The following is a 14,871-nucleotide window of genomic DNA, read 5'->3' as shown; positions in this document are numbered from 1 at the left end:
CATCAACAGCGGCAGCTTATTTGTCGCCCAGCTGCTCTGACATGGTGTTGCCCGGGTTCGGCGTACGCGGTTCATCAACCGGACGCGGCGCACGAGGCGTGCCATTGTTGTCAGAGTTGTTAGAAGAACCTGGTTCTTCCCAACCCGCTGGCGGACGAACATCGCGACGAGCCATCAGGTCGTCAATCTGCGGCGCATCAATGGTCTCATACTTCATGAGCGCATCTTTCATCGCGTGCAGAATATCCATGTTGTCGTTCAGCAACTGGCGAGCACGACCATAGTTACGCTCAATCAGCGATTTCACTTCCTGGTCGATGATACGCGCGGTTTCATCGGACATATGCTTCGCTTTCGCGACGCTGCGGCCGAGGAACACTTCACCCTCTTCTTCCGCATACAGCAGCGGACCGAGTTTGTCGGAGAAGCCCCACTGGGTCACCATGTTACGCGCCAGGTTCGTCGCCACTTTAATGTCGTTGGACGCGCCGGTAGAAACATGTTCCGGACCGTAGATAATCTCTTCCGCCAGACGACCGCCGTACAAGGTGGAGATCTGACTTTCCAGTTTCTGACGGCTGGCGCTGATCGCATCGCCTTCCGGCAGGAAGAAGGTCACACCCAGCGCACGACCGCGCGGGATAATCGTCACTTTGTGTACCGGATCGTGCTCCGGCACCAGGCGACCGATAATCGCGTGGCCCGCTTCGTGGTAAGCGGTAGACTCTTTCTGCGCTTCCGTCATCACCATGGAGCGGCGTTCCGCACCCATCATGATTTTGTCTTTCGCTTTTTCGAACTCAACCATCGAGACGACGCGTTTGTTGCCGCGGGCAGCAAACAGGGCCGCTTCGTTGACCAGGTTGGCCAGGTCCGCACCGGAGAAGCCAGGGGTACCGCGAGCAATGATTGCCGCATCGATATCCGGCGCCAGCGGAACGCGACGCATATGCACTTTCAGGATCTGCTCACGACCGCGAACATCCGGCAGGCCAACCACCACCTGGCGGTCAAAACGGCCCGGACGCAACAGCGCGGGGTCAAGAACGTCCGGACGGTTAGTCGCCGCGATAACGATAATGCCTTCGTTACCTTCAAAGCCGTCCATCTCAACCAGCATCTGGTTCAGGGTCTGCTCACGTTCATCGTGGCCACCGCCAAGACCGGCGCCACGCTGGCGGCCGACGGCGTCGATTTCATCGATGAAGATGATGCAAGGCGCTGCTTTCTTAGCCTGTTCGAACATGTCACGCACACGAGATGCACCAACACCGACGAACATTTCTACGAAGTCAGAACCGGAAATAGTAAAGAACGGCACTTTTGCTTCGCCAGCGATCGCTTTCGCCAGCAACGTTTTACCGGTACCCGGAGGACCGACCATCAGGACGCCTTTCGGGATCTTACCGCCCAGCTTCTGGAAGCGGCTCGGCTCACGCAGGTATTCCACCAGTTCGCCGACCTCCTCTTTCGCTTCGTCACACCCGGCAACGTCAGCAAAAGTGGTTTTGATCTGATCTTCCGTCAGCATACGGGCTTTGCTTTTGCCGAAGGACATCGCGCCCTTCCCGCCGCCACCCTGCATTTGCCGCATAAAAAAGATCCAGACGCCGATCAACAGCAGCATAGGGAACCAGGAGATGAAGATGGAAGCCAGCAGGCTTGGCTCTTCTGGTGGTTCACCAACCACTTTGACGTTTTTAGTCAACAGGTTATCGAGCAGCTTCGGATCGTTAACCGGAATGTAAGTCGTGTAACGGTTACTATCTTTCTTGGTAACGTTGATCTCACGTCCGTTGATACGCGCTTCGCGAACCTGGTCCTGATTGACCTCTTGCAGGAAGGTAGAATAATCCACCTTGCGGCCATTCGACTCGCTGGGCCCAAAGCTCTGGAATACTGACATCAGCACAACGGCAATGACCAGCCAGAGTATTAGGTTTTTCGCCATGTCACTCAAGGGATTAACCTCTTATTACAACTGTGTTAAAAACAGCGTCAGGATACTCTATATCCAGTTTCTTTCAAACTTTCGTTTGAAATCTGCCGGTTATGGTTTACGCCCGGTCGCTACAATATACACTTCACGCGAACGAGCGCGGGAAGAGTCCGGCTTACGAACTTTGACCTTCGTAAACAGGGAGCGAATTTCTCGAAGATACTCATCGAAGCCTTCGCCCTGGAACACCTTCACTACAAAACTACCACCTGGCGCTAATACATCACGAGACATTTCAAGCGCCAGTTCTACCAGATACATAGCCCGGGGAATATCCACCGCCGGTGTTCCGCACATATTCGGCGCCATATCGGACATGACCACTTGTACTTTACTGTCGCCCACTCGCTCAAGTAACGCTTTCAGGACTAATTCATCACGAAAATCGCCCTGAAGGAAGTCCACACCAACAATTGGATCCATTGGTAAAAGATCGCAAGCGATGATGCGGCCGCTGTTGCCGATCTGCGTGACCGCATACTGCGACCAGCCACCGGGAGCAGCACCGAGGTCAACTACCGTCATCCCCGGCTTAAAAATTTTGTCACTTTGCTGTATTTCATCAAGTTTAAACCAGGCACGGGAACGTAACCCCTTTTTCTGTGCCTGTTGAACATATTTATCGCTAAAGTGTTCCTGAAGCCAGCGGCTTGAGCTGGCAGAACGCTTTTTACCTGTCATTTAACATTCCCGTTCGGGTTCATCGTACTTTACTGCGTAAAAATCGACGCGGTAGTTTGGCGATATATGGGAGATGGCGGTAGAATGACCCGTTTTCAATCCCAACGTAAGCAAAAAAATACGATGAATCTGAGTACTAAACAAAAACAGCACCTGAAAGGTCTGGCACATCCGCTCAAGCCGGTAGTTATGCTTGGCAACAATGGTTTGACCGAAGGGGTACTGGCCGAGATCGAACAAGCGTTAGGGCACCATGAACTCATCAAGGTGAAGATCGCCTCAGAAGATCGCGAAACTAAAGCCTTGATCGTGGAAGCCATCGTGCGCGAAACCGGCGCCTGTAACGTACAGGTCATCGGTAAAACGCTGGTTCTGTACCGCCCAACGCCAGAGCGTAAAATCTCGCTGCCACGCTAAGAATATCCTCAATCCCGACACAACTTTGTGTAAAACGAGGGATTTCTGTGGCCAGGCGAGCAAAATGCCATGCTCGTGACGTTGATAAAAGGCCGCTATGCGGCCTTTTTCCTTTCTTTACAATCTATAAACATCGTAGCGGGAAATACGCCTTACAGGTATTCAACCTTGGTAATTTCGTATTCCACTTCCCCACCCGGTGTGCGGATAGTCACGACGTCATCCTGCTCTTTACCGATCAGACCACGGGCAATCGGCGAGTTCACGGAGATCAGATTCTGCTTAAAATCAGCTTCGTCATCGCCCACGATACGGTAGGTCTGCTCCTCGTCAGTATCGAGGTTCAGCACACTGACGGTTGAACCAAAAATCACCCGGCCATTGTTCGGCATTTTGGTGATATCGATAACCTGCGCGTTGGACAGTTTCGCTTCGATGTCCTTGATACGCCCTTCGCAGAAGCCCTGCTGTTCACGCGCAGCGTGATACTCGGCATTCTCTTTCAGATCGCCGTGTTCACGGGCCTCAGCAATAGCGGCAATGATTTCAGGACGACGCACAGACTTCAGATAATCCAGTTCTTCGCGCAGTTTTTCAGCGCCACGTAAGGTCATCGGAATCGCTTGCATTAGTTATACCTCTTTATCATTCCTTCAGGGAACGGATAGCCCCGCTCCGCCACCTGTCCTGTACACGGGCAGGACACGAGCAAAAAGAAACCGACCCGGGAAACACTCCCCAGGTCAGCAGCAATTTTTCATTTGATAGGTATTTTACCCCGAAGTTCATTATGGGTCATCGTTTACTTTACTGGGCGTTGCACCGTAGTATGACGGCCTGGCTTCAGGTTGTTAGCGCGAGATTATGCGATTTCCCAGATTTATCATCGGATTGACTGCCGGTATAGCGCTTAGCGCTCAGGCGGCGAATATTGACGAGTACATCACCCAGCTTCCCGCCGGTGCGAACCTTGCCTTTATGGCGCAAAAGGTCGGCGCGTCGACGCCGGAAATCGACTATCACAGCCAGCAAATGGCACTTCCAGCCAGTACGCAAAAGGTCATCACCGCGCTGGCGGCGCTGCTGCAACTGGGGCCCGATTTTCGCTTCACCACCACGCTGGAAACCAAAGGCTCACTGGACGGCGGCGTGCTGAAAGGCGATCTGATCGCCCGCTTCGGCGGCGACCCAACGCTGAAGCGGCAGGATATTCGCAACATGGTGGCGACGCTAAAAAAAGCTGGCGTGCAGCGTATCGACGGCAATGTGCTTATCGATACCTCGGTCTTCGCCAGCCATGATAAAGCGCCGGGGTGGCCGTGGAACGACATGACGCAATGCTTCAGCGCTCCGCCTGCGGCGGCGATTGTCGACCGCAACTGCTTCTCGGTCTCGCTGTATAGCGCGCAGAAGCCGGGCGATCTCGCCTTCATTCGCGTCGCCTCCTATTATCCGGTCACCATGTTCAGTCAGGTTCGCACCCTGGCGCGCGGCTCATCGGAAGCCCAGTATTGCGAACTGGACGTGGTGCCGGGCGACCTCAACCGCTATACCCTCACCGGCTGCCTGCCGCAGCGTAGCGAACCGCTGCCGCTGGCCTTTGCGATACAGGATGGTGCCAGCTATGCCGGGGCGATCCTTAAAGCGGAGCTGAAGCAGGCGGGGATCGCCTATAGCGGCACGCTGCTGCGTCAGACACTGGCCAATGAGCCCGGTACGGTATTAGCCACCACCCAGTCGGCGCCGCTGCACGATCTGCTGCGGATCATGCTGAAGAAATCCGACAACATGATTGCGGATACCGTTTTTCGTACCATCGGTCATGCCCGGTTCGGCGTACCAGGGACCTGGCGGGCAGGATCCGATGCCGTACGTCAGATCCTGCGTCAACAGGCTGGTGTTGATCTTGGCAACACCATCATCGCCGACGGCTCTGGCCTGTCGCGCCACAACCTGATCGCCCCGGCGACCATGATGCAGGTGTTGCAGTATATCGCCCAGCACGACACCGAGCTCAACTTCATCTCTATGCTGCCGCTGGCGGGCCATGACGGCTCGCTGCAGTATCGCGCCGGCCTCCATCAGGCGGGCGTCGATGGCAAAGTCTCGGCGAAAACTGGGTCACTGCAGGGGGTTTATAACCTTGCGGGCTTCATCACTACCGCCAGCGGGCAAAAGGTGGCCTTCGTGCAATACCTCTCCGGCTACGCCGTGGAGCCAGCCGATCAGCGTAATCGCCGCATACCGTTGGTGCGCTTTGAAAGCCGGCTTTATAAGGATCTGTACCAGAACAACTAAAAACAAAAGGGCCGCATCAGATGCGGCCCTTTTTGATCCAAAGAAGTCAGGATTAGCGTTTGTAGATGAATTCGACGCCTTCTTCGTCGTCTTCGTCCCAGTCGTCATCCCAGTCTTCGTCATCTTCCACTTCGGCTTCGGCCTCTTCAAGCTGCTGACGGTGATAGTCGTCCCACATAAACTCGACTTTCTCCGGCTTCTGCTCTTCTTCCGCCTGCACGATGGGGTTTTCGATGATGAAGGTCATCACGTCCCAGCACAGATCTTTCACGCCCTGCTGGCTGGCGGCGGAGATCAGGTAGAATTTCTCTTCCCAACCAAGCGCTTCAGCAATCGCCTTCGCTTTAGCTTCGGCTTCCGCTTTGTCCATCAGGTCAATCTTGTTAAAGACTAACCAGCGCGGTTTGGAGGCCAGCTTCTCGCTGTATTTCTCCAGTTCGCCGATGATGATGCGCGCGTTCTCAACCGGATCGGAACCGTCGATAGGCTCGATGTCGATCAAGTGCAGCAATACGCGGCAGCGCTCAAGGTGCTTGAGGAAGCGGATACCGAGGCCTGCGCCTTCCGCTGCGCCTTCAATCAGCCCCGGGATATCGGCGACCACAAAGCTCTTCTCGTTGTCCATACGCACCACGCCCAGGCTTGGTACCAGGGTGGTAAACGGATAGTCAGCCACTTTTGGCTTGGCGGCGGAGACCGCACGGATGAAGGTGGATTTACCGGCGTTCGGCATCCCCAGCATTCCGACGTCCGCCAGCAGCATCAGCTCCAGCTGCAGGTCGCGCTTATCACCCGGCGTACCCATGGTCTTCTGACGCGGGGTACGGTTAACGGATGATTTAAAACGGGTGTTGCCCAGACCGTGCCAGCCGCCCTTCGCCACCATCAGACGCTGACCGTGTTTGGTCATATCGCCCATGGTCTCGCCGGTGCCCTGGTCGATAACCCGGGTCCCGACCGGCACTTTTACCGTCACGTCTTTACCACGCTTACCGGTACAGTCGCGGCTCTGGCCATTCTGCCCGCGTTCGGCGCGGAAAGATTTTTCAAAACGGTAGTCGATCAGGGTATTCAGGTTCTCGTCCGCTTCCAGCCAGACATCGCCGCCGTCACCGCCATCGCCGCCGTCCGGGCCGCCTTTCGGAATATATTTCTCGCGGCGGAAGCTTACGCAACCATTGCCGCCGTCACCTGCTACGACCAGGATCGTTGCTTCATCTACAAACTTCATTTTACTCTCCGTAAATCATTCGCCTGAGCGGGGCAGCGGTACTACCGCCTCTCGCTTACGCCAACGTCCCCAAAGACGATGACCGATGGCGGAATACATCGCGCCCGCAACCACGACAAACGCACCGAGATAACCAATCAGGTTTAACATCGGTCTGGCGAAAACATCGGGCCAGGCCATTGATAATAAATCAGAAAACAGTAGCGTAAACAGTGGCGTCAAGGTGATTAACGCGCTGACCTGCGCCGCCTGCCAGCGCGCCATGGCTTCCGCCAGCGCGCCGTAGCCGACCAGGGTATTTAACCCGCAAAAAATCAGGCATGCCAGTTGCCAGCTGCTTAACCGGGATATCACCCCAGGCTCAGCGAGCGGCAGTAATGCAATCGTACATAAAGTGTACAGCAAAAATAGTATCTGCTGCGATGCCAGACGGCGCAATAACACCTTTTGCGCGACGCCGTAGCTTACCCACACCGTGGCGGCAGCAACGCCGAAAATTACCCCCCACGTGTAGTCCGTCAGGCGGGTAAAGATTTCAATCAGGCTGGTGTTGAAGAACATCACCAGCCCGCTGAGCAGCATCAACGCGCCCACCACCTGGGTGCCGCGCATGCGCTCTTTCAGAATCACGACGCTAGCCACCATCATGCCCACCGGCGATAGCTGGCCGATGACCTGAGAAGCCGTGGGGCTGAGATACTGCAGGGAAGAACTGAACAGAATGAAGTTACCGAACAGACCGCCGGTGGCAATCGCTAATAAGACCAGCCAGCGCGGCTTGCGAAAAATCCGCAGCGGCGGCAGTTTGCCTTTGATCGCGAGGATCGCGCCAAGGCCAATACTGGCCATCAGGAAGCGATAAAACACCACCGTTGGCGGCGCCATCACCTCAAGAACCTGCTTCATTGCAATCGGCAACGCTCCCCAACACATCGCGGTGGTAAGCGCCAGAATAATGCCAATCCCAGCCTGCTGCTTCATGCCTGTTTCCCTGCAAAAATTTTCCGGTAGACGAATGTAAAAAGCCCCGCAACGTGTTGCGGGGCTTTCATCCGTTACCGGGACGCGAAAAACTTATTCAGCAACGATGCTGATGAATTTACGGTTTTTCGGGCCTTTAACTTCGAACTTGACTTTACCGTCAGTCAAAGCGAACAGAGTGTGGTCACGGCCGCAACCAACGTTGGTGCCAGCGTGGAATTTGGTACCACGTTGACGAACGATGATGCTACCTGCCAGAACTGCTTCACCGCCGAAACGTTTTACGCCCAGACGTTTAGCTTCTGAATCGCGACCGTTACGAGTCGAGCCGCCAGCCTTTTTATGTGCCATTTAAATCTACTCCTCAGGTCTTAGGCGCTGATGCCAGTGATTTTCACATCAGTGAACCACTGACGATGGCCCTGCTGCTTACGATAGTGTTTACGACGACGAAACTTAACGATTTTAACTTTCTCGCCACGACCGTGAGCAACAACTTCAGCTTTGATTACGCCGCCCTCAACGAAAGGAACGCCGATCTTGATTTCTTCACCGTTTGCGATCATCAGCACTTCAGCGAACTCAACAGCTTCGCCAGTTGCGATGTCCAGCTTTTCCAGGCGAACGGTCTGACCTTCGCTTACTCGGTGTTGTTTACCACCACTTTGGAAAACCGCGTACATATAAAACTCCGCTTCCGCGCACCTCTTCGTGTGATTCAGAGTGCGCTATAAATATTCACAATAGGGCGCGAATATTACGCAAAACGCGAGCCTTTGACAAGAGCGATTAGCGATCAATGCAGAAAAAAAACACAACTTTCACGACAACGTTTATCTACGGCAATTTTTCAGTACAATCATATCTTCTTTTAATTCTGTCTTAATCCTTCTGTGATCCCACCTGGATTCATGGTAACAGGACATTTGGCCCGGCTTTTGCGATGAATTTAGAAAAAATCAATGAGTTAACCGCGCAAGATATGGCGGGTGTCAATGCGACGATTCTTGAGCAACTCAACTCCGATGTTCAGCTTATCAATCAGTTAGGCTATTACATCGTCAGCGGCGGCGGCAAACGCATTCGCCCGATGATTGCTGTGCTCGCCGCGCGCGCGGTGGGTTATCAGGGGAGCGCGCATGTCACCATTGCTGCGCTGATTGAATTTATTCATACCGCCACCCTGCTGCATGACGACGTCGTCGATGAGTCTGATATGCGTCGCGGCAAAGCCACGGCAAATGCGGCGTTTGGCAATGCCGCCAGCGTGCTGGTCGGCGATTTTATCTATACCCGCGCCTTTCAGATGATGACCCAGCTGGGCTCGCTGAAGATCCTCGAGGTCATGTCGGAAGCGGTGAACGTCATTGCCGAAGGCGAAGTGCTGCAGCTGATGAACGTCAATGACCCGGATATCACGGAAGAGAACTACATGCGCGTCATCTACAGCAAGACGGCGCGTCTGTTTGAGGCAGCCTCGCAGTGTGCGGGACTGTTGGCCGACTGCACTGCCGAAGAAGAGCGCGCGTTACAGGATTATGGCCGCTATCTCGGCACCGCTTTCCAGCTGATCGACGATTTACTCGATTACAGCTCCGACGGAGAGCGGCTCGGTAAAAACGTCGGTGACGACCTCAACGAAGGCAAACCGACGCTACCGCTGCTGCACGCCATGCACCATGGTACCGCCGATCAATCGGCGATGATCCGCGGGGCTATCGAGCAGGGCAACGGCCGCCATCTGCTGGATGCCGTCCTGGAAACGATGGCTGCCTGCGGTTCGCTGGAGTGGACGCAGAAACGTGCTGAAGAAGAAGCTGACAAAGCGATTGCCGCGCTGCAGATTCTCCCGGACACCCCCTGGCGTGAAGCCTTGATCGGGCTGGCGCATATCGCGGTTCAGCGCGATCATTAATCCCCTCTCCTTCCCGCGCAATGCGCGGGAAAGTTCCAGTAAAAACCCATTCCCTACCGTAAATTTCCGGATATCTTGATACATTCTGAATATTCCGACGCTTTAACAGAACTTGTTAGAACCTTACCTGGTGCGCGGGTATAGTGTCTCCGTCGCCCATATGGGCCGTTCAGGATCTTTATCACCAGGAGAATTTATGGATAAGTTCATCGACTGGCATCCCGCAGATATTGTTGCTGGATTACGTAAACGGGGAACATCGCTGGCGGCAGAGTCGCGACGGCACGGTCTGAGTTCTTCAACGCTGGCGAACGCCCTGACCCGCCCCTGGCCGAAAGGCGAATTAATCATCGCCACGGCGCTGGATACACAGCCATGGGTCATCTGGCCGTCACGCTACCATGATCCGGTAACGCATGAGTTTATCGACAGAACGCAGATGATGCGTCAGAAGAAGATGGACAAGTGATGTGATTATGCGACAAGGACCCGGGAGAGACACCCGGGCCCTGTCAGGACGCGATTACTCGCCTTTCACGCGCTGAATATTGGCACCCAGCGCCTGCAGTTTATCTTCAATACGCTCATAGCCACGATCGATATGATAGATGCGATCGACGATGGTGGTTCCCTCAGCGATACAACCTGCCAGCACGAGGCTCGCCGAAGCACGCAAATCGGTCGCCATCACCTGCGCGCCCGAAAGCTGCTTCACGCCATGACAGATCGCGGTATTGCTCTCGATCTCCGCGTGAGCACCCATACGGATCAGTTCCGGAATGTGCATAAAGCGGTTTTCAAAGATCGTTTCGGTGATCACGCCGGTCCCTTCCGCGACCAGGTTGAGCAGCGTGAACTGGGCCTGCATATCGGTCGGGAAGCCCGGATGCGGCGCGGTACGCACGTTAACCGCTTTCGGACGGTTGCCGTGCATATCAAGGCTGATCCAGTCTTCGCCCGTTTCGATGTCCGCTCCGGCGTCGCGCAGCTTTGCCAGTACGGCATCGAGGGTATCTGGTTGCGCGTTACGGCAGAGGATCTTGCCGCCGGAAATGGCTGCGGCCACCAGGAAGGTCCCGGTTTCAATACGGTCCGGCAGCACACGGTAAACGCCGCCGCCCAGACGCTGCACGCCTTCGATGGTGATGCGATCGGTACCCTGGCCGCTGATTTTTGCGCCCAGCGCGTTAAGGAAGTTCGCGGTATCGACGATCTCCGGCTCGCGAGCGGCGTTTTCGATAATCGTCGTCCCCTCGGCGAGGGTCGCTGCGCTCATGATAGTGACGGTGGCGCCGACGCTCACTTTATCCATCACGATATGCGCGCCTTTCAGACGACCATTGACCGAAGCTTTTACATAACCTTCTTCCAGTTTGATCTCGGCGCCCAGCTGTTCCAGGCCGCTAATATGCAGATCGACCGGACGCGCGCCGATGGCGCAGCCGCCAGGCAGAGAGACTTGTCCCTGACCGAAACGCGCCACCAGCGGGCCCAGCGCCCAGATAGAGGCGCGCATGGTTTTCACCAGATCGTACGGAGCACAGAATACATCGACCGGGCCGGCGTCAATCCACACCGAACCATTGCGCTCTACCTTCGCGCCCAGCTGACTCAGCAGCTTCATGGTGGTATCGATGTCTTTCAGCTTAGGTACGTTCTGGATCTCTACCGGCTCTTCGGCAAGCAGCGCGGAAAAGAGGATTGGCAGGGCGGCGTTTTTTGCACCGGAGATGGTGACTTCGCCCTGAAGGCGAGTCGGCCCCTGAACACGGAATTTATCCATTGATTCTGTTCTCTATTAAAAATTCACATACGCTGCAGGGGATCCCCCACAGCTTAGAAGCCATTTAGTTTGCGGTCTCGCGCCCACTCCTGCGGAGTAAAGGCCTTGATCGACAGCGCATGGATGCGGTTGTCAGCAATATATTCCATCAGCGGCGCGTAGACGCTCTGCTGCTTTTTAACCCGACTCATGCCATCGAACATCTCACCCACAGCAATAACCTGAAAGTGGCTGCCATCGCCAGAGACGTGGACTTCCTGGAGGGGGAGTGCGTTCATCAGCACGGTCTGAATTTCATGATTTTCCATGGGCTCAAATTTATCTGATAGTGAAAACAGCCCAACATCTTAGAGGAAAGTGGCGCGGTCTTAAACAAGCAAAAAGCCCCGGCGAAAAGATTGCCGGGGCTTTCGGAATAGCTTCAGCGCTAAGACACTGAAAAGATTATGGGATCATATCGACAGGCAGGTTGTAAAGACCGACCAGCGTTTGCAGATTTCCGCTCTTGCCGATCAGCTGCGCTTCCCGGCCCTGGCGGCGAATCAGCGCCACAAAATGTACTAACAGCGCCAGGCCCGCCGTGTCCACGCGCGTGGTCTGACTGAGATCGATGATCGCTGTCCCCGCTGTCGCCTGGGCGCGTGCCTCCCAGAGCGGGACCAGCAGATCCTGGTCCAGCTCTCCGTGCAGCGCCAGCGTCTCGCCATCACGAGTCCAGCTCAGCTGCCCGCTCATTATTTTTTCTGTTCCAGGGTGATCGGCTGAGCGGAGATCGCTTTGAGCTGCGCGGTCAGGCCATCAACGCCCTTGGTACGCAGCAGGTCGCTCCACTCGTTTTGTTTGGTGGTGATCATGCTGACCCCTTCCGCAATCATATCGTAGGCCTGCCAGTTGCCGGTCTGGGTATTTTTACGCCACTGGAAGTCGAGACGTACCGGCGGACGGCCGTTCGGGTCGATGATAGTGACGCGGATCGGAATGATGGTCGCGCTGCCCAGCGGCTGTTCCGGGGCAATCTGATAGGTCTGACCATGGTACATTGCCAACGCCTGGCCATAGGCCTGCTTCAGGTATTCACGGAAGGCGGCAAAATAAGCTTCACGCTGCGCCGGGGTAGCTTCTTTGTAATAGCGGCCCAGCACCAGCGCGCCGGCATACTTCACCTGCACATAAGGCAGAAGCTCCTGGTCGACGATGTCGCGCAGATAGTTAGGGTTGGCCTTGATCTTCGGCTGTTCATTCTTCAGGCGATCGAAGGTTTTCTGCGCCGCTTCATTCATCAGCTTATACGGATTGGACTGGTCTGCCGCCTGGGCGGCGGTCAGCGGGGCAATCACCAGCATGGCGACCATGAGTAAGCGTTTAAACATATCGTGTTTCTCCTGAAATTAATGCGTCGTGCCGGCTGCCGGCGTCGCGTCAGTATGACCTTCTGCCTCGGCCTTATCATTGCCAGAATTCTGATTGTCGCCGCCCTTACTGTTATAAAGGAACTGACCAATCAGATCTTCCAGCACCATAGCGGACTTGGTGTCCTGGATAGTACCGCCGTCTTTAAGAATAGTCGTCCCGAGGTCCGGGTCTTCAAAACCGACGTTCAGCGCCAGATACTGCTCGCCCAGCAGGCCAGAGGTGCGGATCGCCAGCGAACTGGTATCCGGGATATGGTTGTAGCGCTCATCGATATCGAGCTCCACGCGCGGCAGATAGGTTTTCGGGTCGAGGGTGATGTCCGCCACGCGGCCAACAACCACACCGCCGATGCGCACCGGCGAGCGTGCTTTCAGGCCGCCGATATTATCGAAGGTCGCGTAAAGACGGTAAGTCGGCTCAGTACGTAGCGAGGTGACGTTCGCCGCCTTCAGGCAGACAAACAGCGCCGCCAGCAGCGCCACCAGTAAGAACACCCCTACCCAGATTTCATTTTTTTTCGTTTGCATGAACTCAATTCCCAAACATCAGCGCAGTCAGCACAAAATCCAGCCCCAGAACCGCCAGCGACGCATGCACCACGGTGCGCGTAGTCGCCCGGCTAATCCCGGCGGAAGTGGGGATAGCGTCATAACCATTGAATAACGCAATCCAGGTTACCGTAATGGCGAATACCAGGCTCTTAATCAGGCAGTTCACCAGATCCATTCGCCAGTCGACGGCATTTTGCATCGCGGTCCAGAAAAAACCACCATCAATGCCTTTCCAGCTCACGCCCACCAGCGCTCCACCCCAGATCCCCACCGCAACGAAGATAATCGTCAGCAGCGGCAGCGAAATGACGCCGGCCCAGAAACGGGGAGAAATGACGCGGCGCAGCGGATCCACCGCCATCATCTCCATACTGGAGAGCTGTTCCGTGGCCCGCATCAGGCCAATCTCGGCGGTCAGCGCCGACCCGGCGCGACCGGCAAACAGCAGCGCGGCGACCACCGGCCCCAGCTCGCGCAGCAGCGACAGCGCCACCAGCATGCCAAGACTGGTCTCTGCGCTGTAGGTGGTTAAGACCAGATACCCCTGCAGCCCGAGCACCATACCGATAAACAGGCCCGATACAATGATAATCAGCATCGACAGAACGCCGACGTTGTAGAGCTGACGAACCAGCAGCGGCGCGTGCTTGCGAAACTCTGGCTTGCCGACAACGGCGTTGAACAGCATTAATCCGGCGCGTCCAAAGGTCGCGGTGGTTTTAATACCGCGATGGCCTAGCGCGGCCAGCGCATTAAACAGCATCAGTCGCTCAACTCCCTATGCCTAATAAATCATGGTGATAGTCGCCAGCCGGATAACGGAACGGCACCGGGCCGTCGGCAATACCATCAATGAACTGACGAACCCGAGGGTCAGCATTCTCACGTAGCGACTGGGCACTGCCGTGGGCGACAATCTTTTTATCCGCCACGATATACGCATAGTCCGCAATGCTCAGCACCTCAGGCACATCGTGCGAAACCACGATGCAGGTGACACCCAGCGTGCTGTTGAGTTCAGAAATCAGCTTCACCAGCACGCCCATGGTGATGGGATCCTGCCCGACGAACGGTTCGTCGAACATAATGAGATCCGGCTCCAGGGCAATGGCCCTCGCCAGGGCGGCGCGGCGCGCCATGCCGCCGGAAAGCTCAGAGGGCATTAACTTCGCCGCACCGCGCAGCCCTACCGCCTCCAGCTTCATCATCACCGTCGTATGCAGCAGCGCAGGCGGCAGATGCGTATGTTCGCGCAGCGGGTAGGCGACGTTGTCAAAGACATTGAGGTCGGTGAACAGCGCCCCGGACTGGAACAGCATGCTCATCCGCTTACGCACAGTGTACAGACGCGAACGGGTCATCTGCGGCACGTTCTCGCCATCGAACAGGATCTCTCCCCAGTCCGGCGGGATCTGTCCGCCGATCAGGCGTAACAGGGTAGTCTTGCCGATCCCCGAAGGTCCCATAATCGCAGTAATTTTACCGCGCGGCACCGACAGCGAGATGTCGTCGAAGATCACGCGATCGCCGCGAGAAAAGCGGATACCGCGCACTTCAACTAAATTCGCCTGAGTTTGGCTCATAAAATCATCCTTACTAAGC

The 14,871-nt window shown here is 55.7% G+C and carries 18 protein-coding genes; 4 read left to right on the top strand and 14 right to left on the bottom strand.

The window, feature by feature from the left end:
- Positions 1 to 16: 16 nt before the first annotated feature.
- Entirely contained in the window at positions 17 to 1,951 is a 1,935-nt protein-coding gene (ftsH, locus tag ACLEXF_RS14895; protein ID WP_004206183.1) for an ATP-dependent zinc metalloprotease FtsH, read from the bottom strand.
- 99 nt (positions 1,952 to 2,050) lie between these two features.
- Positions 2,051 to 2,680, bottom strand: a complete 630-nt coding sequence (rlmE, locus tag ACLEXF_RS14890; RefSeq protein ID WP_002918373.1) for a 23S rRNA (uridine(2552)-2'-O)-methyltransferase RlmE — start codon at positions 2,678 to 2,680, stop codon at positions 2,051 to 2,053.
- 123 nt (positions 2,681 to 2,803) lie between these two features.
- On the opposite strand from rlmE, the gene yhbY reads away from it, so the two are divergent.
- Positions 2,804 to 3,097, top strand: a complete 294-nt coding sequence (gene yhbY, locus ACLEXF_RS14885; RefSeq protein WP_002918374.1) for a ribosome assembly RNA-binding protein YhbY — start codon at positions 2,804 to 2,806, stop codon at positions 3,095 to 3,097.
- 152 nt (positions 3,098 to 3,249) lie between these two features.
- Here yhbY and greA read toward each other — a convergent pair whose 3' ends face one another.
- Positions 3,250 to 3,726, bottom strand: a complete 477-nt coding sequence (gene greA / locus ACLEXF_RS14880; RefSeq protein ID WP_002918375.1) for a transcription elongation factor GreA — start codon at positions 3,724 to 3,726, stop codon at positions 3,250 to 3,252.
- 235 nt (positions 3,727 to 3,961) lie between these two features.
- Here greA and dacB point away from each other — a divergent pair, with 235 nt between their 5' ends.
- Positions 3,962 to 5,395: a serine-type D-Ala-D-Ala carboxypeptidase gene (gene dacB / locus ACLEXF_RS14875; RefSeq protein ID WP_004206185.1), complete on the top strand. Its 1,434-nt coding sequence runs from the start codon at positions 3,962 to 3,964 to the stop codon at positions 5,393 to 5,395.
- A gap of 52 nt (positions 5,396 to 5,447) precedes the next feature.
- On the opposite strand, the gene cgtA is transcribed toward dacB, so the two are convergent.
- From cgtA to rplU, 4 genes are all read right to left on the bottom strand, one after another.
- Entirely contained in the window at positions 5,448 to 6,626 is a 1,179-nt protein-coding gene (gene cgtA, locus ACLEXF_RS14870; protein WP_004206186.1) for an Obg family GTPase CgtA, read from the bottom strand.
- Positions 6,627 to 6,641: 15 nt separating this feature from the next.
- The gene (locus ACLEXF_RS14865) at positions 6,642 to 7,607 is read right to left on the bottom strand and encodes a DMT family transporter (RefSeq protein ID WP_004206187.1); all 966 of its coding nucleotides are present in this window, start codon (positions 7,605 to 7,607) and stop codon (positions 6,642 to 6,644) included.
- Between the two features lie 93 nt (positions 7,608 to 7,700).
- Positions 7,701 to 7,958: a 50S ribosomal protein L27 gene (rpmA, locus tag ACLEXF_RS14860; RefSeq protein WP_002434222.1), complete on the bottom strand. Its 258-nt coding sequence runs from the start codon at positions 7,956 to 7,958 to the stop codon at positions 7,701 to 7,703.
- Between the two features lie 20 nt (positions 7,959 to 7,978).
- The gene (gene rplU / locus ACLEXF_RS14855) at positions 7,979 to 8,290 is read right to left on the bottom strand and encodes a 50S ribosomal protein L21 (protein ID WP_002918379.1); all 312 of its coding nucleotides are present in this window, start codon (positions 8,288 to 8,290) and stop codon (positions 7,979 to 7,981) included.
- Between the two features lie 260 nt (positions 8,291 to 8,550).
- On the opposite strand from rplU, the gene ispB reads away from it, so the two are divergent.
- On the top strand, positions 8,551 to 9,522 hold the full coding sequence (gene ispB, locus ACLEXF_RS14850; protein WP_004206188.1) for an octaprenyl diphosphate synthase: 972 nt from the start codon (positions 8,551 to 8,553) through the stop codon (positions 9,520 to 9,522).
- 196 nt (positions 9,523 to 9,718) lie between these two features.
- Positions 9,719 to 9,991: a DNA-binding transcriptional regulator SfsB gene (gene sfsB / locus ACLEXF_RS14845; protein WP_004206189.1), complete on the top strand. Its 273-nt coding sequence runs from the start codon at positions 9,719 to 9,721 to the stop codon at positions 9,989 to 9,991.
- A gap of 54 nt (positions 9,992 to 10,045) precedes the next feature.
- On the opposite strand, the gene murA is transcribed toward sfsB, so the two are convergent.
- From murA to mlaF, 7 genes are all read right to left on the bottom strand, one after another.
- Positions 10,046 to 11,305, bottom strand: coding sequence for a UDP-N-acetylglucosamine 1-carboxyvinyltransferase (gene murA / locus ACLEXF_RS14840; RefSeq protein ID WP_004206190.1), 1,260 nt, complete (start codon positions 11,303 to 11,305; stop codon positions 10,046 to 10,048).
- A 53-nt stretch (positions 11,306 to 11,358) separates the two neighbouring features.
- Positions 11,359 to 11,613, bottom strand: coding sequence for a BolA family iron metabolism protein IbaG (ibaG, locus tag ACLEXF_RS14835; protein ID WP_004144910.1), 255 nt, complete (start codon positions 11,611 to 11,613; stop codon positions 11,359 to 11,361).
- Between the two features lie 136 nt (positions 11,614 to 11,749).
- On the bottom strand, positions 11,750 to 12,040 hold the full coding sequence (gene mlaB, locus ACLEXF_RS14830; protein WP_407259577.1) for a lipid asymmetry maintenance protein MlaB: 291 nt from the start codon (positions 12,038 to 12,040) through the stop codon (positions 11,750 to 11,752).
- Positions 12,040 to 12,675, bottom strand: a complete 636-nt coding sequence (gene mlaC / locus ACLEXF_RS14825; protein ID WP_004206194.1) for a phospholipid-binding protein MlaC — start codon at positions 12,673 to 12,675, stop codon at positions 12,040 to 12,042. Before mlaC ends, mlaB begins: the two co-directional genes overlap by 1 nt.
- An 18-nt stretch (positions 12,676 to 12,693) precedes the next feature.
- A complete protein-coding gene (gene mlaD / locus ACLEXF_RS14820) occupies positions 12,694 to 13,245 on the bottom strand; it encodes an outer membrane lipid asymmetry maintenance protein MlaD (protein ID WP_004206195.1) in 552 nt (183 codons plus the stop codon).
- 4 nt (positions 13,246 to 13,249) lie between these two features.
- Positions 13,250 to 14,032 carry a lipid asymmetry maintenance ABC transporter permease subunit MlaE gene (gene mlaE / locus ACLEXF_RS14815; protein ID WP_004150949.1) on the bottom strand — a complete coding sequence of 261 codons (783 nt, stop codon included), beginning with the start codon at positions 14,030 to 14,032 and terminating at the stop codon, positions 13,250 to 13,252.
- 7 nt (positions 14,033 to 14,039) lie between these two features.
- Entirely contained in the window at positions 14,040 to 14,852 is an 813-nt protein-coding gene (gene mlaF, locus ACLEXF_RS14810) for a phospholipid ABC transporter ATP-binding protein MlaF (protein WP_407259576.1), read from the bottom strand.
- Positions 14,853 to 14,871 lie beyond the last annotated feature (19 nt).

This window comes from Klebsiella pneumoniae complex sp. WS1778, from assembly GCF_049472055.1.
Taxonomy (GTDB): Bacteria; Pseudomonadota; Gammaproteobacteria; order Enterobacterales; family Enterobacteriaceae; genus Klebsiella; species Klebsiella quasipneumoniae.
The sequence above is the reverse complement of the archived record's forward strand: the minus strand, read 5'-3'. Positions and strand labels throughout refer to the sequence as shown.

Bases quoted from the DNA above. Each gene is read 5' to 3' on its own strand.
- ftsH (WP_004206183.1), bottom strand. From the start codon at position 1,951: ATGGCGAAAAACCTAATACTCTGGCTGGTCATTGCCGTTGTGCTGATG.
- rlmE (WP_002918373.1), bottom strand. From the start codon at position 2,680: ATGACAGGTAAAAAGCGTTCTGCCAGCTCAAGCCGCTGGCTTCAGGAA.
- yhbY (WP_002918374.1), top strand. From the start codon at position 2,804: ATGAATCTGAGTACTAAACAAAAACAGCACCTGAAAGGTCTGGCACAT.
- greA (WP_002918375.1), bottom strand. From the start codon at position 3,726: ATGCAAGCGATTCCGATGACCTTACGTGGCGCTGAAAAACTGCGCGAA.
- dacB (WP_004206185.1), top strand. From the start codon at position 3,962: ATGCGATTTCCCAGATTTATCATCGGATTGACTGCCGGTATAGCGCTT.
- cgtA (WP_004206186.1), bottom strand. From the start codon at position 6,626: ATGAAGTTTGTAGATGAAGCAACGATCCTGGTCGTAGCAGGTGACGGC.
- ACLEXF_RS14865 (WP_004206187.1), bottom strand. From the start codon at position 7,607: ATGAAGCAGCAGGCTGGGATTGGCATTATTCTGGCGCTTACCACCGCG.
- rpmA (WP_002434222.1), bottom strand. From the start codon at position 7,958: ATGGCACATAAAAAGGCTGGCGGCTCGACTCGTAACGGTCGCGATTCA.
- rplU (WP_002918379.1), bottom strand. From the start codon at position 8,290: ATGTACGCGGTTTTCCAAAGTGGTGGTAAACAACACCGAGTAAGCGAA.
- ispB (WP_004206188.1), top strand. From the start codon at position 8,551: ATGAATTTAGAAAAAATCAATGAGTTAACCGCGCAAGATATGGCGGGT.
- sfsB (WP_004206189.1), top strand. From the start codon at position 9,719: ATGGATAAGTTCATCGACTGGCATCCCGCAGATATTGTTGCTGGATTA.
- murA (WP_004206190.1), bottom strand. From the start codon at position 11,305: ATGGATAAATTCCGTGTTCAGGGGCCGACTCGCCTTCAGGGCGAAGTC.
- ibaG (WP_004144910.1), bottom strand. From the start codon at position 11,613: ATGGAAAATCATGAAATTCAGACCGTGCTGATGAACGCACTCCCCCTC.
- mlaB (WP_407259577.1), bottom strand. From the start codon at position 12,040: ATGAGCGGGCAGCTGAGCTGGACTCGTGATGGCGAGACGCTGGCGCTG.
- mlaC (WP_004206194.1), bottom strand. From the start codon at position 12,675: ATGTTTAAACGCTTACTCATGGTCGCCATGCTGGTGATTGCCCCGCTG.
- mlaD (WP_004206195.1), bottom strand. From the start codon at position 13,245: ATGCAAACGAAAAAAAATGAAATCTGGGTAGGGGTGTTCTTACTGGTG.
- mlaE (WP_004150949.1), bottom strand. From the start codon at position 14,032: ATGCTGTTTAATGCGCTGGCCGCGCTAGGCCATCGCGGTATTAAAACC.
- mlaF (WP_407259576.1), bottom strand. From the start codon at position 14,852: ATGAGCCAAACTCAGGCGAATTTAGTTGAAGTGCGCGGTATCCGCTTT.